Origin of the sequence: Thiorhodovibrio litoralis (assembly GCF_033954455.1) — a bacterium.
GTDB lineage: Bacteria > Pseudomonadota > Gammaproteobacteria > Chromatiales > Chromatiaceae > Thiorhodovibrio > Thiorhodovibrio litoralis.
Genome location: NZ_CP121473.1, coordinates 3,558,263 through 3,579,827 on the forward strand (window position 1 = coordinate 3,558,263; position 21,565 = coordinate 3,579,827).

The window sequence follows — 21,565 nt, forward strand, 5'->3', positions numbered from 1 at the left end:
TTGGGCAAAAGCCCCACCCCCGGTGCAAGCGCCCCACTCCCTCGCCACTTCACCAGGTCGCGACCCTCCTTGGATCTGACCAATCACCATCACGGGCACCAGCAGCCAAGCCCGCCCTGACGGGCCTCTCGGCGCGCTTGGCGAAGGCGATCAGAGAAATTGGCACGCGTTCTGCTGCCAAGTCGGCGAGTGCCCCGACCCTTGCCGACGACCGTGCAAAGGTCGGGGGGAAACCGCAAAAACCAAACAGGAGCTGTTTTATGCCTAAGACGCGCCAGACACGCCTGCAATCACTCATCACCGCGACACTGACCACTAGCACCCTCGCCGCCGGTCTGCTCGGCGCGGCCGGGGCCGCACAGGCGATGAATCCCTACGCGCAGCCCGATGAGGCCTGGATCAGCCTGAGCGGCACGGTGGATTCGGTGTCCCCAGATATCTTCACGCTTGATTATGGCGACGGCAGCATCTTCGTTGAAATGGATGACGGTGACCGCGATGGCGATGCCTACAAGCTGATCCCGGGCGATAAGGTCACGGTGACCGGGCGCATCGACGATGATCTGTTCGAGTCGACCTCCATTGAGGCCAGCAGCGTCTATCTTGAAAAGCTCGGCTCCACCTTTTATGCCAGCGCGGCGGATGAAGAGGATCTGTTCATCACCGTCACCACGCCGATCGTGATTGCTCAAACCACGGTGGTCGGCACCGTCGAGAAGGTGGGCGACAATCAGTTCCGCGTCGATACCGGCCAGCAGGATGTCAATGTGATGACCGCTGGCATGGGCTATGACCCGCTTGATGATGAAGGCTATCAGAAGGTCGAGGCCGGCGATCGCGTGCATGTCACCGGCCAGCTGGACGAGGACTTCTTCACCGCGCCCGAACTGATGGCTGAGAGCATCGTGGTGCTGGAGGATGCCAGCAAGCAGCCGGGCCAGCAGAGCAAGCAGAAAGCGGACACGACCGATCAGGGCAGCGATCAAAGCTGATCGGCTGCTGGCTGGCGACGGCCAATAACAACAGGGGCGGCGCTGGCCACGGGCGCCGACCCGGATGCATCCGCATGCATTCCGCTACCTTCTCTTTGACAGGCTCCTTGACAGGCGCCCTGCTGTGGTTCGGTCTCGGCGAAGCGGTGTTCGGTGCTGTGCTGCTGGGCGCCACCACCCCTCTGCCGGGCAGTGTCGCCTCCCTGGCCGGTGATCCGGATCTGGCGGTGAGTAATACCGTCGGTGGCATTGCCGCCCAGACCGTTTTTTGTGCTGGTTGCGGATGTTGTCGACCGCCGGGCCAATCTTGAGCACGCCGCCGCCTAGGTGACTCTTGATGGACGGTGCATTTGCAGAGCCTATCCGGGTATTCGAACCAAGGTGCCGGCAGACGCTGAGGCTTTCGGCTCAAGGAAAGCGCTGGCATCTCCCTTGCTTTCGTTCAAGTGTACAAGGCGATCGCAGGCTCACGATTCAACCAGTCCAGCCACCCTCGGAGAAACAGGAGAACCACCCATGCAAGTCCAAGATGTCATGACCTCGAATGTTCGCGCCATCTCCCACAACGCCTCCATAGGCGAAGCCGCCACGCTGATGCGTGATCAAAATGTCGGCTTTCTGCCGGTGACCGATGAGAACCCCGATGGGAACCAGGTGGTCGGCACCCTGACCGACCGCGACATCACGGTACGCGGCCTCGCCGCCGGTTTTCCGCCGGAGACGGCCGTCGGCGAGGTGATGAGCGCCGGGGTGGATTTCCAATACGCCGATGCCGATCTGCAAGCCGCAGCTCAGTTGATGCAAGCGCGCCAGGTGCGCCGCTTGGTGGTCTTGGATCAGTCCAACCGCTGCGTCGGTGTGGTGTCGCTCGGTGATATCAGTGTTGGCAGCGGCGACCCGGTACTCGGCGGGGCCACGCTCAAGGGGATTTCCGAGGACAGTCCCACGTCCCCGGCGTCGGCGCAGCCCAGCCCGGCGGCCCCCGTGGCTTAGCGTAGCGGTCCACGCGCGGCTAGGCCACGACGCCCATCGCAGTCTCGCGCCACCGCCTCGCATCGCAGGCGGCGCGCGCCCCTTTCTCACCACCAGGAGTTCCCTATGTTTGTGAAGGACGCCCCCAGCGACAAGCTCGTCGAAGTACTCAGCTTGCGCGATCTGTTCAACCCACTGCACCCCCAGGTGATTGGCCGCTTTCACGTCGGCGAGGAAGCCCAGGATCCGGAGAAATTCAACAAGGAGACACTGTGTTTTCTCTCTGGCGAGCCATTCCCGCGCTGCTGGACCGACCCCCATTACCGCGATGCGGAGGTCGAGCGCGTCAGTCAGGCCACCAGCGTTTGATTCAGGAGGTCTTCCATGCTAAAGCGATTGACCAACCGTCTCTTTCTTTTCATTGCGCTGCTGCTCGTGCTGGTCCCTGCGGTGATGGCGCTCTCCTGGATCGGCACCGAGACGGTCTTACAGGAAACCGCCGATGCTGAGTTCTGCGGCAGCTGTCACAGTATGACGCCCTTTGTTGAAACCCATGCCGAGGATGTGCATGGCGGTAACAACGCCGGCGGCGTGGTCGCCAACTGCGCCGACTGTCATTTACCGCATACGCGAGCGCAGGATTATCTGCACGCTAAGATCCGCACCGGCGTGCATGATGTGCTTGCGCAAGGCACCGCCTGGCTGCACCCGGTCGATTGGCTCGCCAAGCGCGAGGAACGCGATCAGTTCGTCTATGATTCCGGCTGCCTGACCTGCCATAGCGCACTGAAGAATGCCTCCAAGGGCGATCCAGCCGCGCTCGCTGCGCACAAAGGTTATTTTTCCGACCAAGCGCTCGGCAGTTGCGTGAGCTGCCATGCCCAGGTTGGCCACAAGGATCTGCGCGCCGCCCTCGCGGAGCATTTCGATCATGTACCGCCCGCCCGCGCTTTTGCTGAACAATGACCCAGACCGAATCCAACAAGGACAAGATGAGGGCGCACCCGCCCGCACCGGAGCGCCGCAGTGCAACCGCGACTGAAGAATCCGGGTTTTGGTCCCAGTGGACCAGCGGCGATTCTCGATCCGGGCGGGTGCTGGCGATCTTCAATCCGACCGCCGGCGACACCCCGGCCGCACGCGACGCGCAGACCGCCCTGCTCGAGCGCCTGCGAACCGATCTGTCCACCCATGGCCTGGGACTCGAGCCCATGGCCTTCGAGCCCACGCATTTGCGCCACGCCATGCAAGCGCGCTTGTGCGGCGATCTGCGCGCCATCTTCGTCTTCGGTGGCGATGGCACCGTGCTGGCCGTTGTCGAGGCACTGGAAGGTGCCCAAGTTCCGCTGGCCATCCTGCCGCAGGGCACCATGAACTGGCTTGCACGCGACCTCGGGCTCCCTCCCGATCCCGAACAGGCGTTGGCGGCACTAATGAACCCTACCCAGCGCCAGATTGACATCGGTCAGGTCAATGGCCACCCCTTCCTCTGTGCCTGCATGGTAGGCGTTGCCGCGCTACTGGCGCGTTATCGCGAGCAACGCCGGCAACAATCCCGCTGGCGGCGTTGGCCGGCACTCTTCGTCAAGGCACTCAGGCTGTGGGGGCGTTATCCGCACTTGCGCCTGAACCTGGTCGCGGAAGGCAAGAGCCAGCGGCTGCGCTCGCGCACCCTGGTGGTGGTGAACAACCGCCTGGAGCCGGCCTTGCGTCTGTTGCCGGCTCGCCCTCACCTGGACGAAGGCGTTCTTGCGCTTTATGCCATGCGCCGTGCCACTCTGAAGCGCCTGCGCTTGTTGCTCGCGCGTTTGATGACCGGAGCCTGGAGCATGGAGGATGTGCTCCTGAGCGAGACGGGCAAGACGCTGTGCGTTGAGTTGCCCGGCATCACCCGTCTGCCGGTGCTCTTGGATGGTGAAATTCGGCGGCTCAACCCACCCTTAAACTTCAACATCAAGGCCCGCGCGATACCCGTGCTCGTGCCCGCCTGTCCAAACTCGACCAATCCTCTCGCGTGACTCTCAGTCCGGCGCATTTATAAACCCGAGCAGCCGGTACGCGGTCGGCTCACAGCTCGCTTTGCCGAAAGACAGAACTGTTGAAGTCGGCACGCCAACGCCGTATTACTCCGCTTCGCCCCCCAAAATTTCGACAGGGTTGAACATGACGACGGTCTGCTTGTTGCCGCCAGTCCGATGGCCTGAGGCGGGTCACACCCTCCAAGCGTTCTCGCATGGCGGCGCGACCCTGGTCGAGGCATTCCCCGCTAAGGCGCCAGGCCTTGGTGGAGAGCACCCGGGGTATTTGCACCGCTACCGGGGCATTTGCACCGCCTCGGGCGGATTGAACCGACCGGGACGACTGCGCTTGCAGCAGGAGACGACTGAGGTTGCAGCAGAACCTGTGTCAGTTGCTGGCGCGCATTGCTCTTCACGCTGTCGCGTCACGCTTTAACCCGGCTTTGGCGCGATGCTTGCTTTTCCCTTCGACATGGACTTGCCCATCGCCAGTCGCCACGCAGGGATTCTCGGATGCGCGATTCCTCCAATCAGCTCTCGCGACTGCTCGCGCACATGCAGCCGACCGTCTTCCTCGGCTCGGCGGCGCTGGTGTTGGGCTTTGTCATTTTTGGCACTGCCTGGCCGCAGGCGGCGCAAAGCGCCTTCGGCGCCGTTCAGCGCGGAATCATCACCAACTTTGGCTGGCTCTATATTCTCGGTGCCACGGGGTTGTTGGTCTTTGTACTGGAGCTGTTGATCAGTCCCTATCGCCACATTCGCCTCGGCGGCGACCAGACCGAGCCGGAGTTCGGCAATCTGGCCTGGTTCGCCATGCTGTTTAGCGCCGGCATGGGCACCGGGTTGGTGTTCGGCCCGACCGTGTTTCAGATCAAGCTGCTCATTTCATCCACCGGTGCCTACTTGGAGGAGCTGATCGACACCAGCCTATGGCTGGAGCTGCGCCCGGACACCAACCCGGACAGTCGCTGGCAGGCGGATTGGACGCTGTTCTATTGGAGCTGGTGGATGATATGGTCACCTCGGGGCTGCCGATGACGGTATTGCTCTTGGTGACGGCCTGGGGCCTGCTCCGTGCCTTGCGCGCGGATGCCGCGGCGCATGGGGTTCCGAGAAAATCCGCGCTGCGCGGGGAGTAATGCAATGCGCTATGCGTATTTATTGCACTCACGCCTCGGCCACCGAGGCGCGCGAGACAATGACCAAGTTCTTGGTCATCATCGTGATCGCGGTGAGTCTGGAAGCGCTGGTGTTCATCCTCGGCGCGGCCAATGATCATCTCAGCCTGTTGGTTTACCCGGCCATCTTGCTGACGACAGCAGCTGGGCTGGTGGCCGCTTTAGCGCTGTATCTGCGCCTGAGCAGTTCCGCGGAGCAACGCTTGCCACGGCGATGATGGTCGCAATGCAGGGCTTGCCCCGTTGACCTTGACCAACGCCTGACTGTGTCGATACGCCAGCAAAGGTGGGAAGCCAATTGCTGGTCCCCGGCCGGCTCATCAACCAATTCCGCACCACAAGCAGACTTGCAGGAGGAAGCGATGTTTGAGATCAGATCAGCAGCTAAGGGCTGGCTGCTTGCGCTCCTCGTATCGGCGCCGTTTGGTGCCGCAGCGGCCGCGGATGCCCCCTGGGGACCGGCCGCTCGCGCGAGCAAAGCAAACTATGCGCCGCAGAAGGTTGTCTACGACGTCGCGGTCTCCGATAGAGATGCGCTCGAGGGCGTGATCGACCGGGTCAGCTATCTGAACAACCTCTACGGCGCCGACCCATTCAATGCCTCGATCGTGGTCATTCTCCACGGTGACGAAATCCCGTTCTTTGCGATCGCGAACTTTCCCAAAAATGAAGAGTTGGTGCGCCGGGCGCAGAGCCTCACGCTCGCCGCGCAGGCACATGGGTTCAAGCCCAAAGACATCCATGGGTTCGTCAAGATGGTGCCCATGGCAGACGCGGAACTGATCACACTGCAGCAGGAGGATGGCTATGCCTACATGCGTTGACCCAATTCGAAGCGCCACCCTGGCACTGGCCACCGCGGCGGTGACCACCGCGCCAATGCCGATGGCCGAGGCGGTTGAGACCCCGTACGGTGCCGTCAGTCTGCCATTTGAGCTGCGCCGGGTTCCAGACAGCCCGGTCTACTATGTTGTTGGCCGCTCTGGCGTGCCGGATACCGTCAATGAGGGCCATACCTCGAATGCCGGATTCGTCGTCACCGACGACGGAGTTGTGGTGTTCGACGCCCTCGGCACGCCCGCGCTCGGCTATCGACTGCTCCAGCGAATTCAGGCGATCACGGACCAACCTATTGCGCGCATCATCGTCAGCCATTACCACGCAGATCATATTTACGGCCTGCAGGCATTCGCGGAGCACGCCGGCGATCCAGAAGTCTGGGCCCAACTTCACGCGCTCGACTACCTCGGCGGCACCCGCGCCAGTCAGGGCGAAGCCGCGCAGCGCCGGCTCGCGCAGCGCCGGGAGGCGCTGTTTCCCTGGGTGGATGAGACGACCCACATCGTCGCACCGGATGTTGTCTTCGAACAGGCAGTCCGGTTCGAGCTCGGCGGAGTCAACTTCGAGGTTCGGCACATGGGCCCAGCGCATGCGCCGGGTGACTCGGCGATGTTCGTCGAGGATTACGGTGTTTTCTTTAGCGGCGACGTCATCTACGACGGGCGTATTCCGTTTCTCGACAGTCCCGAAACGGATATCGAGCAGTGGGTCGCAGGATTGGACGCCATCGCGGCGCTCGACGACGAGGTCCGCGCGATCATTCCGGGCCATGGCTCCTTATCCAAAAAGCCGCAGGAAGCAGTTGCCTTTACCCGTGGGTATATCACCGACGTTAAGGACGCGATGCGATCAGCCGTCGAGGATTTCGTGCCGTTCGACCAGGCCTACTCAGACACTGACTGGTCAAAGTACGCCGACATGCCCGCGTTCGACGCGAGTCACCGTGGGAATGCCTATCGCGTTTACCTGGAGCAAGAAGCAGAATTGCTTCAGTAACGTCATCCGGTCTTGGCGTGCTTCCCTGCCCGCTACGCGAGCGCTAACCACATCTGGCGAGAAGGCCCCTTCTGCCCGTGGTCACACTTGCGCACCCGATAGCGCAGCGTCTCGCGGGTAGTGCCGAGCATGCGCGCGGCAGCGGTAACGTTGCGCGCGCTGCGCTCGAGCGCGGTCTGGATGATATACCGATCCATGTCCTCGAGCGCCATGGAGCCGTTGAGCGGGATGATCAGTCGGTCACCTTCCACGCCGGGTCCGGAGCTCGCCCGTGAGCTTGGCGCTGGCACGCAGAATCACCTGCAAGCGCTCGGCGATCTCGGAATCCGGCTGTTCCAGGACCAGGCTTTCACAGACCAGATCAATGGCACCAAGGGGGCTGCGCTGTCGGTGTGCTAACTCCCGTGCCTGCTCGGTCACCAGTGCCAGGCATTCGAGATCGGCGAGACAGCCATGCGAGCGCCGCCAGTCACGATCAGGGCCCGCGCCAGCGACTTGCCCTTGGGTTTGTTCGCAACGCACCGATTCGCGCCCCGGGCCTCGCCTTGGATCGCGCCCTACCGGCGCCGACCGCTCGGCGGTACCGTCTCCTCTCATGTGTGTTTTGGGCTCCATCGGTTCAATTTCATCAAGACTGATCTGCTCCTGTAGGTGATCTTAGAGCCCAGTTTTCCGCGCGCTTTCATGGTGGTTTGCCATCTGCTGAGCCACTTCGAGTTGACCGCCATTTCTGAGGTATTCGGTGATTCCTGTCACGCGAACGCGGCACTTAAACACCGGCGTAGTCGGCAGGCTCCTGGAACTCGCGCTTCTGCCCGCAAAAGCTGTTGTACAGCTGCCGATGTCGCGCGAGTCCATACTCATCCTCCCTTGTCTCATAGGCGCGAACCCAGTCGATCAGGTTGTCCAGGTTCGCGTTCTGCGCCGCTGGAGAGGGATATTTTTCCGGCTCCCAAGGACGCGAGCGGCAATGCGCGACACAGACCTCGATACCGGGGTTAAGGAAAATCAGTTCCTCGCATTCAGCCAAGATGGGCGCGAGAATATCGGCGTAGCAGCCTTCGATAATCCAGCTCTCATGCGTGGCGATAAAGCGGCGCACGTCCGCGATACTGTCCGCGAGCGGACGCCGTGCCGGGCCATCCGCGAAGGCGACGGTATCGAGCGACAGGCAAGCAGCCGGCTCGCGGGCGAGTCGTTTCCTGGAGAAGGTGCTCTTGCCGGAACCGGCATTACCCAGAAGAATGATTTTCACGTTTATCCTCAACAGCTAAGGTCCGCGAGACAGCGGCGCTGATGCGGTCTCGTCGACATCGGGAAGCAATCATGGCGGTTATTCTCTGGCTTGTCATCGCCGCCTGGTCCTTTCACTGCATGGATCTGGTTTCGAGTGATTGGCTCAGGTGCGCCTTCTGTCCAATTCTGTTCGGAATAGCCATCCTTGCGCTGCTGGTCAAGCTCGTCTCCCGCTTGGGGCCGGGAGCTGGCGACGGATTCGGCGGCGATGGTGGGGATTGGTTCGACGGCGGCGGTGATGGAGGCGATGGCGGCGGTGATTGAGAACCCATCCACCTCACCGCCTTGCTTGGCTCATCCCTTCACGCACACCACCTGCTTCAAGGTATGCACCACCTCGACCAGGTCGCTCTGGTTTGCCATGACCTGGTCGATGTCCTTGTAGGCGCCAGGGATTTCATCGAGCACGCCTTTGTCCTTGCGGCAGACCACGCCTTGGGTTTGGGCTTCCAGGTCGGCTGGCTTGAACTGTTTTTCGGCGGCGGTCCGGCTCATCCGCCGCCCCGCTCCGTGGGCACAGGAGCAGAAGCTCTCGGGGTTGCCCTTGCCGCGCACGATGTAGCTCTTCGCGCCCATGCTGCCGGGGATGATGCCAAGATCGCCTTCGCGCGCACGGATGGCGCCCTTGCGGGTGACCCAGACATTGGCGCCGAAGTGGTTCTCGCGATCCACATAGTTGTGGTGGCAGTTGACCACTTCCTCGGTCACGCGAAACTCGGGCAGATGCCGCGCCAGCGCAGCGAGTACCAGGCGCATCATCTGGTCGCGATTCTCGCGCGCATAGGCCTGCGCCCAGGAGACCGCCTCGACATAGTCGTCGAAGTGCTCGGTGCCCTCGGGCAGATAGGCCAGGTCCCGGTCCGGCAGCTGAATCATCCAGCGCTCCATGTCGCGCCGGGCCAGCTCGATGAAGTAATGGCCGATGGCGTTGCCAATCCCGCGACTGCCAGAATGCAGCATCACCCAGACGCGGTTGGACTCATCCAGACAGACCTCGATGAAGTGATTGCCCCCACCCAGGGTCCCGATCTGGTTGACCCAGTTGGAGAAGCGCCCGAAGGCCTTGAGCAGTTGCGGGTGCTTGTCGGTCATCGCCTTGAGCGGCGCGGCGAAGGGCTCGGCGGCGTCGTTCAGCGCGCGGTCGTCTTTGTGCTGCGCGCGCCCGACCGGCACATCGCGGCTGATCTGGTCGAAGAGCTTCTTTAGTCCCTTCTCGTCGATCTGCTCGGCGGTCAACGAGGTGCGTGCGGCGGCCATGCCGCAGCCGATATCGACACCGACGGCGGCTGGGATGATGGCCTTGTCGGTCGCGATGACGCTACCGATGGTGGCGCCGATACCCAGATGCACATCGGGCATGGCGGCGACATGATGGTGGATGAAGGGCAGGGTCGAGATATTGACGAGCTGCGCTTGCGAGCGCGCATCGATATCGTCGGTCCAGACCTTGACGGGCTTCTCGCCCTCGGTGAATACCTGCCGGATGGGCATATTGTCCTCCTCGCCGCCTGTGAACGGCCTGGTTGATCCGGCGCATCTTGGAACAAGATCGACGCCGAGATCACATGACCGCCATTGGCTATGATGGGCCAAGACAGCCAAACCAAGGCGGGGATGGCGTTGCGAACAGCAGGTTTCGGGATGGAAGCCTGGACACTCCGGTGTTGCTCAACCCCGCCAGATCGGCTGACGGGGTGACCGGTCAGGCGATCAGCACGTGCGCGCTGGTGTTTTGCCGAAGGATCGGCGGTTGAATGGGCAGCGACGCCGTGATGTGCGGGGGTGATGGACAGGGAAGGCGCCGGACACATCATGCGCGCGCCGGAGCACCGCGCCGCCTGATATCGAATCGGTGACGGTCGATGGGATGGCGACGGTGAGCATGGTGAGACGCAAGGCGTTATCCTGACATCGGAGCATCATGTAAACGGCTGCCTGGAGACATCCGCGAGAGCGGAAGTCTAGACCCGATGTCTTTGCCCCGCAAGCGGCGAAGAACCGGGAGCATCAGGCTCTTATTCATCGATAGGATTTGGCTCGCGCGCATCCGCCTGTGATGGGGATAAGGAGACACAGCCATGACCGACCCGCGACTGATTCTTTATCACACCCAAGCAATCAGCGCGCGCACGCGCTTTGTGCGCTTCGATCATGGCGGCATCTGCGGGTTTCGCGTCCTGCCCGTGGGAATCAGCCTGGCCGATCCCGGCAACCAAGCCTCGCGGACGCTGGTCTCGCATCCAGCCTTCTTGCTGCGCGCGGCTGAGAAACAACTGCGCTTGCCCAGGGATACTGTAGAAGTGCATCCCCGTTTTCGTGCCGAGTTGCCGTCACCGCACGGCACCATCGAGGTCATGCTGGCCCGGTTTACCACCCTGGACCCACCCTTCGCGGAGGTTGAGGCCATCGGCGGCACCTTCATCGCTTTGACCGAAGCGCGCGGACTGCCGCCGGTGGAGTTGGAATTGCTGCGACGGGCCTATGAACAGGTTCTCGGTTAGCGGGCAATGTGCGCCGGATTTTGCAAACGGCTGCCAAACGCGGGGTAAGGCGCCATCTCAGTCGCACGCCTGTCGGCGCGCATAGTCATGCAAGGCCACCTCAATCGGCTCGTTGGCATAATCGGATACCGCCCGAACCCCCATCGCCGCCAGCTTCGCCCGAGGGGGCTCGCCGATCATGGCGACCAGCACTGCCTGACAGTCGGCGAGCGCATTGAGAATGCCTCCAAGGGCTGACTTCATGGATTGGCCGGCCACACAGTATTGCTCGATGCCGCGCCTTTCCAGGAAGGTTGTCGTCTCGCCGCTGAGGTCGTAGACCCAAAATTCCCTGGCATGGCCAAAATGCGTATCAATGGTCAGGCCATCGTTGGTGGCAATAGCAACTTTCATTGGTTTCTCTGCATCTTCATGCCCTTTTCAGTCGACCCGGCCGATACGCGGAACGGCTGCCATGCAAGGTCTCGACCCGACGACGAGCAACCGTGCAGGCGGTTCCTCAGCGCCGTAGAAGTCGCCCGTCGACTCCGGCATTCAACGTATCTTGCTGGCGGAAGGCCTCGGTCACCATATCCAACACAAGACGTCCGGTCGCGGTGGCATCCGAGAGATCCTTGAGCTCGGCATAGCCGTCGCCGCCGGCGGCAAGGAAATCCGGCATCACCAGTCGATACTTGGCCGTGATGTCCAGCGGCTCACCACCGACCTGCACCGATTGGGCCTGGCCGTCTGCGATCACCAGACGGATTCCGGAAACCTGGAGAAAGCCTCCTGGGTCATCCTGCGGATCGAGCGCGGCGGAACGGTTCAGCACCTGCTGGAGCGTGGCACCGCTGAGGGTGGCGGTGACCAGTTCGTTGCCGAACGGGAAAGCCTCATGGATGTCGCGAATGCGGACCTCACCGGCCGGGAGGCTAGCACGGAAGGTACCAGCGTTGAACAAGGCCACGTCGGCCCCGGTCAGGGCGCGGGCCAGGTCGCCCACCCAATCGCCAAAGTTGCTCTCGGTGCGGCGAATGACCGCACGGCTGGCGTCGAGCACCTGGGCGTTGTGCCCAACGACCACCTCGATCTCCTCGGCCAGGCGCGCATTCAGTTCAGCCACGCCGGTGGCGATCCTGGCGTCCTCCGGGATGCTGTTGTCGACCGGGATTACCCGGTAGTCTTGGATGTCGATCTGTCCGTCTTGAACCACGAGGTCCATCCGACCCAGATACTGTCCGCGCGAACCGGCTTGGACAATCGCCACCCCATGTTCAATTTCCGGCTGCCTGAGCAGGCGATGATTGTGGCCACCAACGATGAGGTCGATCCCGGGGACGCTGTGGGCGAGTTGGCGGTCTGCTTTGAGACCCAGATGCGACAACACGACCACCAGATCGGCGCGCGCGCGCAGCCAGGGCAGCCAGCCGGCGGCGATGTCGGCGGGCGGCATCATGCGAATCCCGCTGGTGTTGCGCGGATGGGTGGTGGTGGTCAATTCCTCCGTCACCAAGCCAAGGATGCCGATGCGCGGGCCGCCAGCTGGGTGCAGCACCACAGTCGCGGGCGTCGGAAAAGGCACTGGGGAGGCATCGAGGTTGGCGGCCAGGATCGGAAAGCCGGCGGTGTCTAGGCGCTCGCGGAATACTGCCTGACCGTAGTCCAGTTCATGATTGCCCATAACGGCGGCATCCACGCCCATGTCGGTCAGGAACTCGATGTCTGGCGCGCCGAGGAAGATCGTCGAGGTGACCGTCCCCTGGAGTAGGTCACCGCCAAACAGCAGGATCACCGGCCGGGTCGGTTCCTCGGCGCGGATGGACTGCACCAGCCAGGCAAGACGCGCGATGCCTCCCAGTTGCTTGCGGCTGGCCCCATCCCCTGTCGGATCGTCCACCGGATCCAGCTGACCGTGGAAGTCATTGAAATGCAGAATGGTCAGTGGCAACGCCTCATCGGCCCAGGTTGGTCTCGCGGCCAGCGTGAGCGCGACGATCAGGGCAATGATGAGATGCCGGGGCATTGGGTTTCGGGCGGTTGACAGGATCATGGGTTCATTCAGTGACAGCTTCGATCTGAGCCGAACGCAATTTCCGATAGGCGCCGAGCGCAATGAGAAAATTGCTGACTGACAGCAGACTTTCGCTCGCCCCGTGCAGCGCGTCAGCGTGGGACAGGCTCGGCAGGCCGAGTTGGACGGTCGCCAGCCGCATTGCGGCAATCGCCCCGGCGACGAACACCAGCAGGAACCAGAAGCCCGCGATGCTCAATGGCGAGAACAGACCGGGCGTTTGGCGGTGCACCACCACCAGCAGCGCCAGAAAGCCGAGATAGGCCAGGTTCGCGCCGGGTAGCAAGGCGGTCATGCCATCAGCCACCCACAGCCGGCTGACGCCCCACATCATACCAATCACGAACACCATAGCGGCGAACCAACCCACCCGGACTCGTTCGGTGCGCACCATCAGAAAGGTTGCCGATAGCAGCGCAAGACTGCCGAGGAAGGTCATCAGACGCGCCCCTTCCAGCAGCCAATGGGCACGATCGCCACTGGCATGGAAACTTAGGACCATGAGCCCTGCGGCCAGGTGCGGGAGCATGGCGTAGGCAAAGCGCCGAACCTGCGGAAAGCCTGCCACGACCGCATAGCGATGAAAGAACAGCAGGGCCGCCAGCCATTCGCTGACCGTCAGCAGATGAATGATGGCCGTGGGCAGTGACAGCAGCATGATTGCGCATTAAGGTCGCTGATCAGACGCGCCAGTCTAGCATCCACGTTGCACGCCGAATGGGACCGTCAGCATGCGATGGGCGAATGCAGCCACCTTCTCCTGAGCACGGATGAATCCATGATCGACCCGCATCGCTCTGCGCCCTCCCCCGCCGAACGCTCCCTCGCCGCTGGCGACAACCGCCGCTTCCTCGGTCATCCGAGCGGGCTGGCGATGCTGTTCAATGTCGAGTTGTGGGAGCGTTTCTCCTACTACGGCATGCGGGCCATTTTGGCCTACTACCTCTATGCCGCCATGGCCGAAGGCGGGCTGGGGCTGGATCAGACCACCGCCGCCGTGGTGGTGGCCACCTATGGCGCGTCGGTCTATCTGCTGGCGGTGGTCGGCGGCTTTCTCGCCGATCGCCTGCTCGGCGCGCGGCGCACGACGCTCTATGGCGGCATTGTCATCATGGCCGGCCACCTGTGCATGGCGGTGCCGGGCATTCCGGCCTTCTCCTGGCTCGGACTTGCCCTGATCGCGCTGGGCACTGGGTTTCTCAAGCCGAACATCTCGACCATGGTCGGTGCGCTCTATACCGCCTCTGACCCGCGTCGTGACGCCGGCTTTCAGTTGTTCTACATGGCAATCAACATCGGCGGCCTGCTGGCGCCGCTGGTGGTGGCCTTTTTGCGGCACCGCTGGGGCTTTCATGCCGGTTTTGCCACCGCAGCGGCTGGGATGGGCGTGGCCTTGCTGGTCTATGTCCTGTTTACTCGCACTCTACATGGTGCGGGGAACGCCGTGCCCAATCCACTCCCGCCCGCCGCGCGGCGACGCTTGCCTTGGCTGGCCGGGGCGCTCTTGCTGGGGACCGGGCTGCTCTACCTGCTGACCGGCCTCTGGCATGGCGGGGAGGCGAGCGCCCAGGCCGCGCGCGTCAATGATGTGGTCTTCGTGATGGCGATTGCGGCCTCCCTTTACTATTTCCGTGCGATGCTGCGCCATCCCCTGTCCAGCGCGACGGATCGGCGGCATGTGCGGGCCTATCTCCCGCTGTTCATTGGCGCCTGCTTCTTCTGGATGGTCTTTGAGCAAGCCGCCGGCTACATGGCGCTCTTTGCCGAGGCCAATACAAAGTTGGCGCTCGGTTCCTTCCAGATTGATCCCGAGTGGTACCAGTCGGTCAATCCGGTCAGCATCCTGCTGCTCGCGCCGTTGTTTGGCTGGCTCTTCACCCGCCGCGCCGGGCGTTTTCCCTCGACGCCGATGAAGTTCGCCAGCGCGGTGCTGTTGATCGGGCTCTCAGCGGGGATCATGTCTTGGCTGTTTGCCGCTTACCCCGCCGATGGGCCGGTGAAAGCCGCCTTTTGGATGCTGGCCGGGGTCTTCGTGCTGCAAACGCTGGCGGAGTTGATGCTCTCCCCGGTCGGGCTTTCGGCGACCACCGCCCTGGCCCCGGCGCATTTCGCCAGCCAGGTGATGAGTCTGTGGTTTCTGACTCTGGCGGTCGGTCAAGGACTGGCCGGGCAGATTATCCAGTTCACCCATGGCCAATCGCCGGCGCAGTCCTATCTGATCAATGCGGTGCTGACCCTCGGCATCGCCCTGGTGCTCTTTGCCGTTGTGCCCTGGACGCGCCGGCAGATGCAGGATATCGAGGAGGCGCGGCGGTTGGTGGTGCGGGGTTGACCAATCAGGGGACTGGCAGGCGTCGGTGGAGCGCTTGATCTTGCCGGACGCTTGATCCTAGCGATGCCAAATGAATTGGAGTGCCTTGGTCGTGGTCGAAAATCTTGCCACTGTGAGTTCTTTTTGGTTCGAGATCGCCAGAAGGAGACGTTTCGTACATCCCCCATTGGGGGATATACGCTCTGTCTGCATCTACTTAGCGAGTGGATACCGAGGTTGCATCAGGCCGACCGGGCGGCTCAAGGATGGCGCGCCCTAGGTTGAGAATCCAAGGGGGACGGTTTCGCCGTACCCCTACAGCTCGGCGTCTCAATCTTGGGCACGGCTCATTGCGATGTCACTTGCAGGCTGGCGGTGACTGAGTCGTCGATGGCTACCCAATCCCTCGGCCATAATTCAATCAGGCCGGTGAAGGAGGCGGGAAGCCCGCTGTTCGAAGAACGGACCAAGCTGTCGTCCGCAACGAAGGTACTCAGGGATGGCCACGGTTTCGCCGTGGGCATGGCCGGGGGATGGGCGAAGCGCCGGTCTTCTAACAAGGCGTAATCGACAAGCTTGACGCACATTGGTGAAACATCAGATCGAGCGCAGAGCCTCTATCGTTGCTTCTCTCGATAAGGCATTGAAGTTAAATATGATTCATTATTGGATCATCTCGACGTCCGCGAAGAACCTCAGGCTGGCGTCGTTCGAGATTAACGCACGGAGCTTTGATTTTTTTGGCCAACCCCGTGAGTCACCGCCAGCGAAGCTCCTTGTTCCCGGCAAAACGGCCAGGGCGCAGAATGCGCCGCTGCGTAGAAGGTGACCGGCAGCGGCAGGAAATGATTGTCTGGCCGCACGGTTGCCCCCGAGCGATACCAGACCATGTAGTGCCAGAGTGGACGCGCCATGGTCTTGATCATGCAAGGTCCATGCAAGGACAGCCTTCTTGGCTGCGAATCGGCGCACAGCTTTCGCGCCTCTCGATCAAAGCGCGCCCGACGACAGATCAGCGCGCAAGCGGCCCCTCATGCGGGGTAGACGTGAGTAACCAATCGAAGTGGTTGTCCTCGGCGATCCGACACAGTGCCATGTTTCCGGCGCTGTCGATCCGCAAACCAGCGGAGTTGATGGCCCCTCTGGCGGCCGCCGTGATCGCGGGATTGAGCGATTTCCTCGCCGCTTGCGCGCGGCGCTGTCACAATTCTGACAGGCAGGCGTTAGCCCGCAAGCGAGAACACCTCATCCAGCACATCGATGGGGTAACTGTTGACCGAACCAAAGCGCTCGTCTGGAATACTGCCGATACGCTCACCGCGCTCCCGCGCGAGTTTGGCGGCGACAATCCCTTTCTGGCGCGATTCCGAGATCGGCAGCCGAATACCCTGTTGCTTCATGTAGGCGGTGATGGTCCGATAGCCCGTATCGCTGCCCATCAAATCGACCCGCTGTTCGAGTCTCGCGATCCGCTCCGCTTGTTCGGCTTGCTCGCGCTCCACTGCCAACATGGCCTCACCGTGCGCAATGAGGATCTCGGCTGGCGAGCGCGGGCCGGCCTGCTGCTGCTCAAGCTCCTGCCAGCGATCCACCAGACGGCCAGTAAACTCGGGAGAGAGTTGCGCGACGACGACAAAGCTATCACGCTTCTGTTCGGTCGTGAAAATGTAGGCGCGACTCTTTCGTTGGTGTCCAGCGGCATTCACAAAGGGGACTTCCCCCAATGGGGGAAGTCGAATTACACCCCGCTTGGCGATGCGTTCAATGCTCTGCATCACCTTGTCATGTCGGGATTCGACCAGGGCGGCGATCTCACGGCTATTCATGGATGGACCCTGGACGTGCAGAATCGAGAGTGGCTGATTCATGTTGGTATCTCGTTCGTTTCTCAATCGTCGACTATTCGCCAAGGATGTTTCGATTCCAGAGTGGGCCGCTGCGGTGAACGGGTTCGACGCAGATCCATGCGCTTACTGAAGCTTCAGCCCCACGCCCCGGTTCAAAATGACCTCCACCCCGCGCCCGGCATCGACCTCAAGCACCGGGAAGATGGTCTCGGCCAGATCCAGGTAATACTCGGCCAGGCGATCCAGCGCCTTGCCGGTCCCTGAAATGGCCGCGCCTTGCAGGGCCTGTCCGGAGAAGACTTGCTGGTAGGGCATGGTGGTTCCACCAGTGGCGACCGAGGCGACCGGCACGGTGCTGAACAGTTGGCTGAAGCCCTGCATGAAACTCACCTGCATGGCCCGTCCGATGACCTGGCCTTGCTTGTTGACCAGTCGCCCGCGCACGCCGACCTTGCCGTCCTCGCCGACGGCATAGCCATCGATGGCGACCTCAATGGTTCGCCCGTCGCGGCGCACGCAGTTGATCGACTCGGCGCGCAGATAAACCCGTTCGGAGCCCAGATCCCCGTAGCCGCCGACCAGCAGGAAGCATTCGCGGATATCGGCGCGGAAGCGGTTGGGCAGGATGGCGTTGTCTTTCAGCCGCAGCAGCGCTGGATAGGGATCCTGACGCGCGGTGCGACCGTTGGGGGCATCCATGCCGGAGAGCAAGACGCCTTGCAGAATGCTGCCGGCGGGAATGCGCACCTCGGGGATGGCGTCCTCGGGGGTGTTGGCCTTGCCGGCAGCGGCTTCAGCCCTGACGCATAACCACTCGCCCCCACAGGTGGCAAGGCCTGAGGGGCGGGCGGAAAAAATGTTTTCGCAAAAGCGGCTAGACAAAGCCCGCGCGTGATGCCAGAATCGATCCTGAGTCACTCCCGCGAAGAGATTGTCAGCGCATGCACGATGAAGCTCGAACAACTTGGCGGCAAGGAGGTCGGGACATCACGCCCGAGGATCTGGCCTACATTCGCACCTTCGCCGAACGTTTCCCCGGATTATCGCGCACGGAGCTCACTGCCACCCTGTGCGAACACCTCGATTGGCTCACGCCCGCGGGCCGGCCAAAGTTTCAGGCCTGCTCCAAGCTGCTCGCGCGTCTGGAAGCGGCCGGGCAGTTGCGCCGCCCGGCTCTGGATGAACGCTTCAGTCATCCCGGCCCGCACGCGCGGGCCGCACCGGTCGCTCGCGCTCCCCGGCAGCGCCGATCCGTGGTGAGTTCCCTGTCGGCGCTTGCACCGGTGCACCTGCGCCTGGTCAGTGACCGAGCCGATGAGCACCGCTTCAATGACGCCCTCGCGCAGTGTCATCCTCTGGGCTATAAAAAACCCTTCGGCTATTGGGCACGCTACTTGATCGAATCCAGCGAGCATTGGCTGGGCTGCGTGCTTCTGAGCGGTGCCGCCAAAGCCCTGACGGCGCGCGACCATTGGATTGGGTGGAGCGAGCGCCAGCGCCTGGCGAATCTGCCCTGGGTGGTCAACAACAGCCGTTTTCTCATCTTCCCAGGCGTTGAGGTGCCCCATCTTGCCAGTCATGTGCTTGGGCAACTGGCTCGGCAGATCGGTGAGGACTGGCACGCCTGTTGGGGCTACCGCCCGCTGCTGCTGGAGACCTTCGTCGACCCCGAGCGCTTTCGCGGCAGCTGTTACCGCGCCGCCGGTTGGACGCTGCTGGGACACACCAGCGGCAGAGGCCTGGTGCGGCCGGGGAAAACCTACCACACCCGCCCCAAGCTGATGTTTGCCAAGCCCTTGCAGGCGGAGTTTCGAACCCTGTTGTGCTCCCATCAACTGCGAGGTCAAAGCGCGCCATGAGCAAACCCAGCCGGCGTCCGGGACGCGAGGAAATCAAAGCGCACGCGAGAAAAAAAAAGACCAACACAAGCGCTTGCGCCAACAGCAGCGTGAAGCGGGACTGAGTCCGCCGCCGAGCGCTACCCCGTCCAATCGCACCTGCCCTTTCCGCGACAACACCGAGGAACGCGCGGCGCGCACCGAGGCGGTGACGACACTGATCTTGATCATGCGCCAGATGCTGCCGATCCTGCTCAAACGCTTCGGCAAGATCCCCGATCCACGTCACCCCAAGAAGGTCAAACACAAACTCACCGTCCTGATGCTCTATGGGATCCTGGTGTTTGTGTTTCAGTATGGCTCACGACGCGCGAGCAATGGGGAGCTTACCCGGCCGATGTTCGAGGCCAACCTGCGGTTGCTCTTCCCGCAACTCGACGCCCTTCCTCACGCCGATACGCTGTTTCGCCTGCTCGCGCGCATCGATGTCAACGCCATCGCCCACGCGCATCTTGAGCTCATCCAGCGCCTGATCCGCAACAAGACCTTCTCGCGCTACCTGATCAATAATTGTTACCCCATCGGGATCGATGGCTCGCAGAAACTCGCTTTTCCCACGCTGTGGGATGAGCATTTATCCCAACGCCGTGTCGGTCCCAAGGTGGACCCCGACAGCGACGAGGAGCAGGACTATCAGTACTACGTCTATGTGCTGGAGGCGAGCCTGTGCTTCCGTAACGGGATGGTGATTCCGTTGATGAGCGAGTTCCTTGAGTTTGCCCCAGAGCAGGGCGAGCAGCGCAAGCAGGACTGCGAGACCAAGGCCTTTCACCGTCTGGCCGAACGCATCAAAAACGCCTTTCCCCGTCTGCCGGTGATGGTGTTGCTCGATGGGCTCTATGCCAATGGCCCGATCATGGAACGCTGTCGTTCCTACCACTGGGATTTTATGATCGTGCTTAAGGATGGCTCGCTGCCAACTGTCTGGGAAGAGTATCGCAGCTTGGCCCACGAGCACCCGGAGCATCGCTGCGAACAGACATGGGGCGAGCGCCAGCAGCAATTTCAGTGGGTCAACGCGATTCGCTACGAGTATGGACCCAATGGCAAGAAGTTCCTTGAGGTCCATGTGGTGAGTTGCCACGAACACTGGCAGGTGGTGGACCCCAAGACTGCGGAGATCATCACCAAGCACGCCTGCCATGTCTGGCTCTCCTCGCGCCCCCTCAGCCGGCTCAATGTGCATACCCGCTGCAACCTCGGGGCGCGCTACCGCTGGGGCATCGAAGGGGCGTTTTTGGTCGAAAAGCACCAGGGCTACGGCTACGAACATGCCTTCGCCAAGCAGTGGAACGCGATGAAGGGCTATCATTTGCTGATGCGTCTGGCGCATCTGATCAACACCCTGGCACGCTTCTCCAAGGCGCTCGCGGCGCTATTCGTGGAGCTTGGGGTGCAGGCCACCATCGGCTTCATCCGCAATACCCTCACCGGCCCTTGGCTCGATCCCCAAGAGGTGGAGCAGCGCCTGCAACGACCGTTTCGATTACGCTTGCTCTGAGCTCAATATCGCCAGGAGTCTACCGCTTGCTCACAGCGCAGGCGGCGGCCCCCTATGGCCAAGAGGTCCTGCGGCAGCGATTTTTTCTCCGGCAGGCTCCGTCACACGGGCGCCAATGTTCGGTTTTCACCCCACTCGGCGCGAAATCTTCTCGAAATTCCTGGTCCAGCGCCTTGGTCTGGTAAGTCGTGCGTCAGGGCTGTCCCGGTGCTCGCAAACTTGACTGAGGCGTCTTTTGTTCCGCCCCTGTCTCTGGGACATGCCGGTTTTGTCCACAGACATAGCATCTCAGCATTTTGCCGCGCATTCGCATGACCGGGGACGGTTGCTCGAATGCGGCTTCCTCGACCTCTAGCCAGCCGGCCAGTGTGGGGAGATCGCTACATCGCACAAAACCTCCACACATGAATCAGACGCCTTCCGTTTACTGTTGACGCACGAGCTTACCAGCGCCGCACCCGTGCTATTGTGGCGGCCCGCAATACCGCGACTGACTGGTTAGGAGGGTCGATTTCATGCGTATTGCTCTGTTTGGTGCAACCGGCGGGACCGGGCGCGAGGTACTTTCACAGGCCCTAGCGCAGGGCCATAGCATCCAAGCCTTGGTGCGCGATCCAACCCGCGTGCCTGCGCCGAGTGGTCTCACGCTGATTCCCGGTGATGTCCTGGATGCGACCGCGACCCGGCAGTGCATTACGGGGACAGATGCTGTGATTTGCGTGCTGGGCTCCAAGCCGAAACAGCCGCCGATCGAGGCGCGCGGCACGGCGGTCATTCTCGAGGCCATGAAAGCGAGTGCTGTTCGCCGGCTGATTGCCGTCACATCCATGGGCGTCGGCGACAGTCGTCGTCAGCTCAATCCGCTGTTTCGCTGGATCATGGACCTGAGTCTCAAGGCCATCATGCAGGCGAAAGCGGAGCAGGAGCAGCTGATCCGCGCCAGTGGTCTTGACTGGACCATTGTGCGCCCAGGCGGGCTCACCAATGGTCCGCGCACCGGGACCTATCGCCATGGTCTGGATAAATCCATCAAGGGTAGGCGTATCAGTCGCGCGGATGTCGCCGAGTTCGTCCTCGCCCAGCTAGATGATCGCCACTACTGGCAGAAGACGCCGGCAGTGACTTGAATCCCCGGTGGGCGATCGACCAACTTGGAGCGGGT

25 protein-coding genes are annotated in these 21,565 nt (G+C 62.2%); 16 read left to right on the top strand and 9 right to left on the bottom strand.

All coding sequences use genetic code 11. The features are described from left to right. Window positions 1-260 precede the first annotated feature (260 nt). The 10 genes from Thiosp_RS15955 to Thiosp_RS16000 all read left to right on the top strand — a co-directional run bounded on the left by Thiosp_RS15955 (window position 261) and on the right by Thiosp_RS16000 (window position 6,996). Window positions 261-992, top strand: a complete 732-nt coding sequence (locus Thiosp_RS15955) for a hypothetical protein (RefSeq protein ID WP_201065743.1) — start codon at window positions 261-263, stop codon at window positions 990-992. 74 nt (window positions 993-1,066) lie between these two features. Then, window positions 1,067-1,303 carry a hypothetical protein gene (locus Thiosp_RS15960; protein ID WP_242518442.1) on the top strand — a complete coding sequence of 79 codons (237 nt, stop codon included), beginning with the start codon at window positions 1,067-1,069 and terminating at the stop codon, window positions 1,301-1,303. A 205-nt stretch (window positions 1,304-1,508) separates the two neighbouring features. Further along, window positions 1,509-1,985: a CBS domain-containing protein gene (locus Thiosp_RS15965; RefSeq protein WP_201065742.1), complete on the top strand. Its 477-nt coding sequence runs from the start codon at window positions 1,509-1,511 to the stop codon at window positions 1,983-1,985. A 105-nt stretch (window positions 1,986-2,090) separates the two neighbouring features. Further along, window positions 2,091-2,333, top strand: a complete 243-nt coding sequence (locus tag Thiosp_RS15970) for an acetyltransferase (protein WP_201065736.1) — start codon at window positions 2,091-2,093, stop codon at window positions 2,331-2,333. Between the two features lie 15 nt (window positions 2,334-2,348). After that, window positions 2,349-2,930: a cytochrome c3 family protein gene (locus tag Thiosp_RS15975; RefSeq protein ID WP_201065734.1), complete on the top strand. Its 582-nt coding sequence runs from the start codon at window positions 2,349-2,351 to the stop codon at window positions 2,928-2,930. Further along, window positions 2,927-3,982, top strand: a complete 1,056-nt coding sequence (locus Thiosp_RS15980) for a diacylglycerol/lipid kinase family protein (RefSeq protein ID WP_201065726.1) — start codon at window positions 2,927-2,929, stop codon at window positions 3,980-3,982. Before Thiosp_RS15975 ends, Thiosp_RS15980 begins: the two co-directional genes overlap by 4 nt. A 513-nt stretch (window positions 3,983-4,495) precedes the next feature. After that, window positions 4,496-5,020: a BCCT family transporter gene (locus Thiosp_RS15985; protein ID WP_201065724.1), complete on the top strand. Its 525-nt coding sequence runs from the start codon at window positions 4,496-4,498 to the stop codon at window positions 5,018-5,020. 112 nt (window positions 5,021-5,132) lie between these two features. Beyond that, window positions 5,133-5,378, top strand: coding sequence for a hypothetical protein (locus Thiosp_RS15990; RefSeq protein WP_201065716.1), 246 nt, complete (start codon window positions 5,133-5,135; stop codon window positions 5,376-5,378). 144 nt (window positions 5,379-5,522) lie between these two features. Next, window positions 5,523-5,984: a DsrE family protein gene (locus Thiosp_RS15995; protein ID WP_201065714.1), complete on the top strand. Its 462-nt coding sequence runs from the start codon at window positions 5,523-5,525 to the stop codon at window positions 5,982-5,984. A 61-nt stretch (window positions 5,985-6,045) separates the two neighbouring features. Then, window positions 6,046-6,996 carry an MBL fold metallo-hydrolase gene (locus Thiosp_RS16000; RefSeq protein ID WP_407702795.1) on the top strand — a complete coding sequence of 317 codons (951 nt, stop codon included), beginning with the start codon at window positions 6,046-6,048 and terminating at the stop codon, window positions 6,994-6,996. 32 nt (window positions 6,997-7,028) lie between these two features. Here Thiosp_RS16000 and Thiosp_RS16005 read toward each other — a convergent pair whose 3' ends face one another. The 3 genes from Thiosp_RS16005 to Thiosp_RS16015 all read right to left on the bottom strand — a co-directional run bounded on the left by Thiosp_RS16005 (window position 7,029) and on the right by Thiosp_RS16015 (window position 8,251). Beyond that, window positions 7,029-7,247, bottom strand: a complete 219-nt coding sequence (locus Thiosp_RS16005; RefSeq protein WP_323696536.1) for a helix-turn-helix domain-containing protein — start codon at window positions 7,245-7,247, stop codon at window positions 7,029-7,031. Next, the gene (locus Thiosp_RS16010; RefSeq protein WP_201065759.1) at window positions 7,237-7,518 is read right to left on the bottom strand and encodes a hypothetical protein; all 282 of its coding nucleotides are present in this window, start codon (window positions 7,516-7,518) and stop codon (window positions 7,237-7,239) included. Before Thiosp_RS16010 ends, Thiosp_RS16005 begins: the two co-directional genes overlap by 11 nt. A 247-nt stretch (window positions 7,519-7,765) precedes the next feature. Next, complete coding sequence (locus Thiosp_RS16015; protein WP_201065712.1) at window positions 7,766-8,251, bottom strand: P-loop NTPase family protein; 486 nt, start codon at window positions 8,249-8,251, stop codon at window positions 7,766-7,768. A 71-nt stretch (window positions 8,252-8,322) separates the two neighbouring features. Here Thiosp_RS16015 and Thiosp_RS16020 point away from each other — a divergent pair, with 71 nt between their 5' ends. Beyond that, a complete protein-coding gene (locus Thiosp_RS16020) occupies window positions 8,323-8,556 on the top strand; it encodes a hypothetical protein (RefSeq protein ID WP_201065709.1) in 234 nt (77 codons plus the stop codon). Window positions 8,557-8,586: 30 nt separating this feature from the next. Here Thiosp_RS16020 and Thiosp_RS16025 read toward each other — a convergent pair whose 3' ends face one another. Further along, entirely contained in the window at window positions 8,587-9,783 is a 1,197-nt protein-coding gene (locus Thiosp_RS16025; RefSeq protein ID WP_201065708.1) for an RtcB family protein, read from the bottom strand. Between the two features lie 587 nt (window positions 9,784-10,370). Here Thiosp_RS16025 and Thiosp_RS16030 point away from each other — a divergent pair. Further along, the gene (locus Thiosp_RS16030) at window positions 10,371-10,793 is read left to right on the top strand and encodes a hypothetical protein (protein ID WP_201065699.1); all 423 of its coding nucleotides are present in this window, start codon (window positions 10,371-10,373) and stop codon (window positions 10,791-10,793) included. 57 nt (window positions 10,794-10,850) lie between these two features. On the opposite strand, the gene Thiosp_RS16035 is transcribed toward Thiosp_RS16030, so the two are convergent. From Thiosp_RS16035 to Thiosp_RS16045, 3 genes are all read right to left on the bottom strand, one after another. Continuing rightward, window positions 10,851-11,186, bottom strand: coding sequence for a NifB/NifX family molybdenum-iron cluster-binding protein (locus Thiosp_RS16035; RefSeq protein ID WP_201065697.1), 336 nt, complete (start codon window positions 11,184-11,186; stop codon window positions 10,851-10,853). Window positions 11,187-11,292: 106 nt separating this feature from the next. Next, window positions 11,293-12,798, bottom strand: coding sequence for a bifunctional metallophosphatase/5'-nucleotidase (locus Thiosp_RS16040; RefSeq protein WP_201065695.1), 1,506 nt, complete (start codon window positions 12,796-12,798; stop codon window positions 11,293-11,295). Window positions 12,799-12,829: 31 nt separating this feature from the next. Beyond that, window positions 12,830-13,504 carry a DUF3593 domain-containing protein gene (locus tag Thiosp_RS16045; RefSeq protein ID WP_201065694.1) on the bottom strand — a complete coding sequence of 225 codons (675 nt, stop codon included), beginning with the start codon at window positions 13,502-13,504 and terminating at the stop codon, window positions 12,830-12,832. A 120-nt stretch (window positions 13,505-13,624) separates the two neighbouring features. Between Thiosp_RS16045 and Thiosp_RS16050 the strand changes: the two genes are divergently transcribed. After that, window positions 13,625-15,178, top strand: coding sequence for a peptide MFS transporter (locus Thiosp_RS16050; protein WP_201065693.1), 1,554 nt, complete (start codon window positions 13,625-13,627; stop codon window positions 15,176-15,178). 1,202 nt (window positions 15,179-16,380) lie between these two features. On the opposite strand, the gene Thiosp_RS16055 is transcribed toward Thiosp_RS16050, so the two are convergent. Beyond that, window positions 16,381-17,025, bottom strand: a complete 645-nt coding sequence (locus tag Thiosp_RS16055; protein WP_201065691.1) for a Rha family transcriptional regulator — start codon at window positions 17,023-17,025, stop codon at window positions 16,381-16,383. A gap of 102 nt (window positions 17,026-17,127) precedes the next feature. Further along, a complete protein-coding gene (locus Thiosp_RS16060) occupies window positions 17,128-17,886 on the bottom strand; it encodes a TraB/VirB10 family protein (protein WP_456129266.1) in 759 nt (252 codons plus the stop codon). A 59-nt stretch (window positions 17,887-17,945) separates the two neighbouring features. Between Thiosp_RS16060 and Thiosp_RS16065 the strand changes: the two genes are divergently transcribed. From Thiosp_RS16065 to Thiosp_RS16075, 3 genes are all read left to right on the top strand, one after another. Next, a complete protein-coding gene (locus Thiosp_RS16065; protein ID WP_201064782.1) occupies window positions 17,946-18,863 on the top strand; it encodes a Druantia anti-phage system protein DruA in 918 nt (305 codons plus the stop codon). 73 nt (window positions 18,864-18,936) lie between these two features. Further along, a complete protein-coding gene (locus Thiosp_RS16070; RefSeq protein WP_201064780.1) occupies window positions 18,937-20,403 on the top strand; it encodes a transposase family protein in 1,467 nt (488 codons plus the stop codon). A gap of 515 nt (window positions 20,404-20,918) precedes the next feature. Then, window positions 20,919-21,530 (top strand): NAD(P)-dependent oxidoreductase, encoded by a 612-nt coding sequence (locus tag Thiosp_RS16075; RefSeq protein ID WP_201068100.1) that lies wholly within the window; start codon window positions 20,919-20,921, stop codon window positions 21,528-21,530. The last annotated feature ends 35 nt before the right edge of the window (window positions 21,531-21,565 follow it).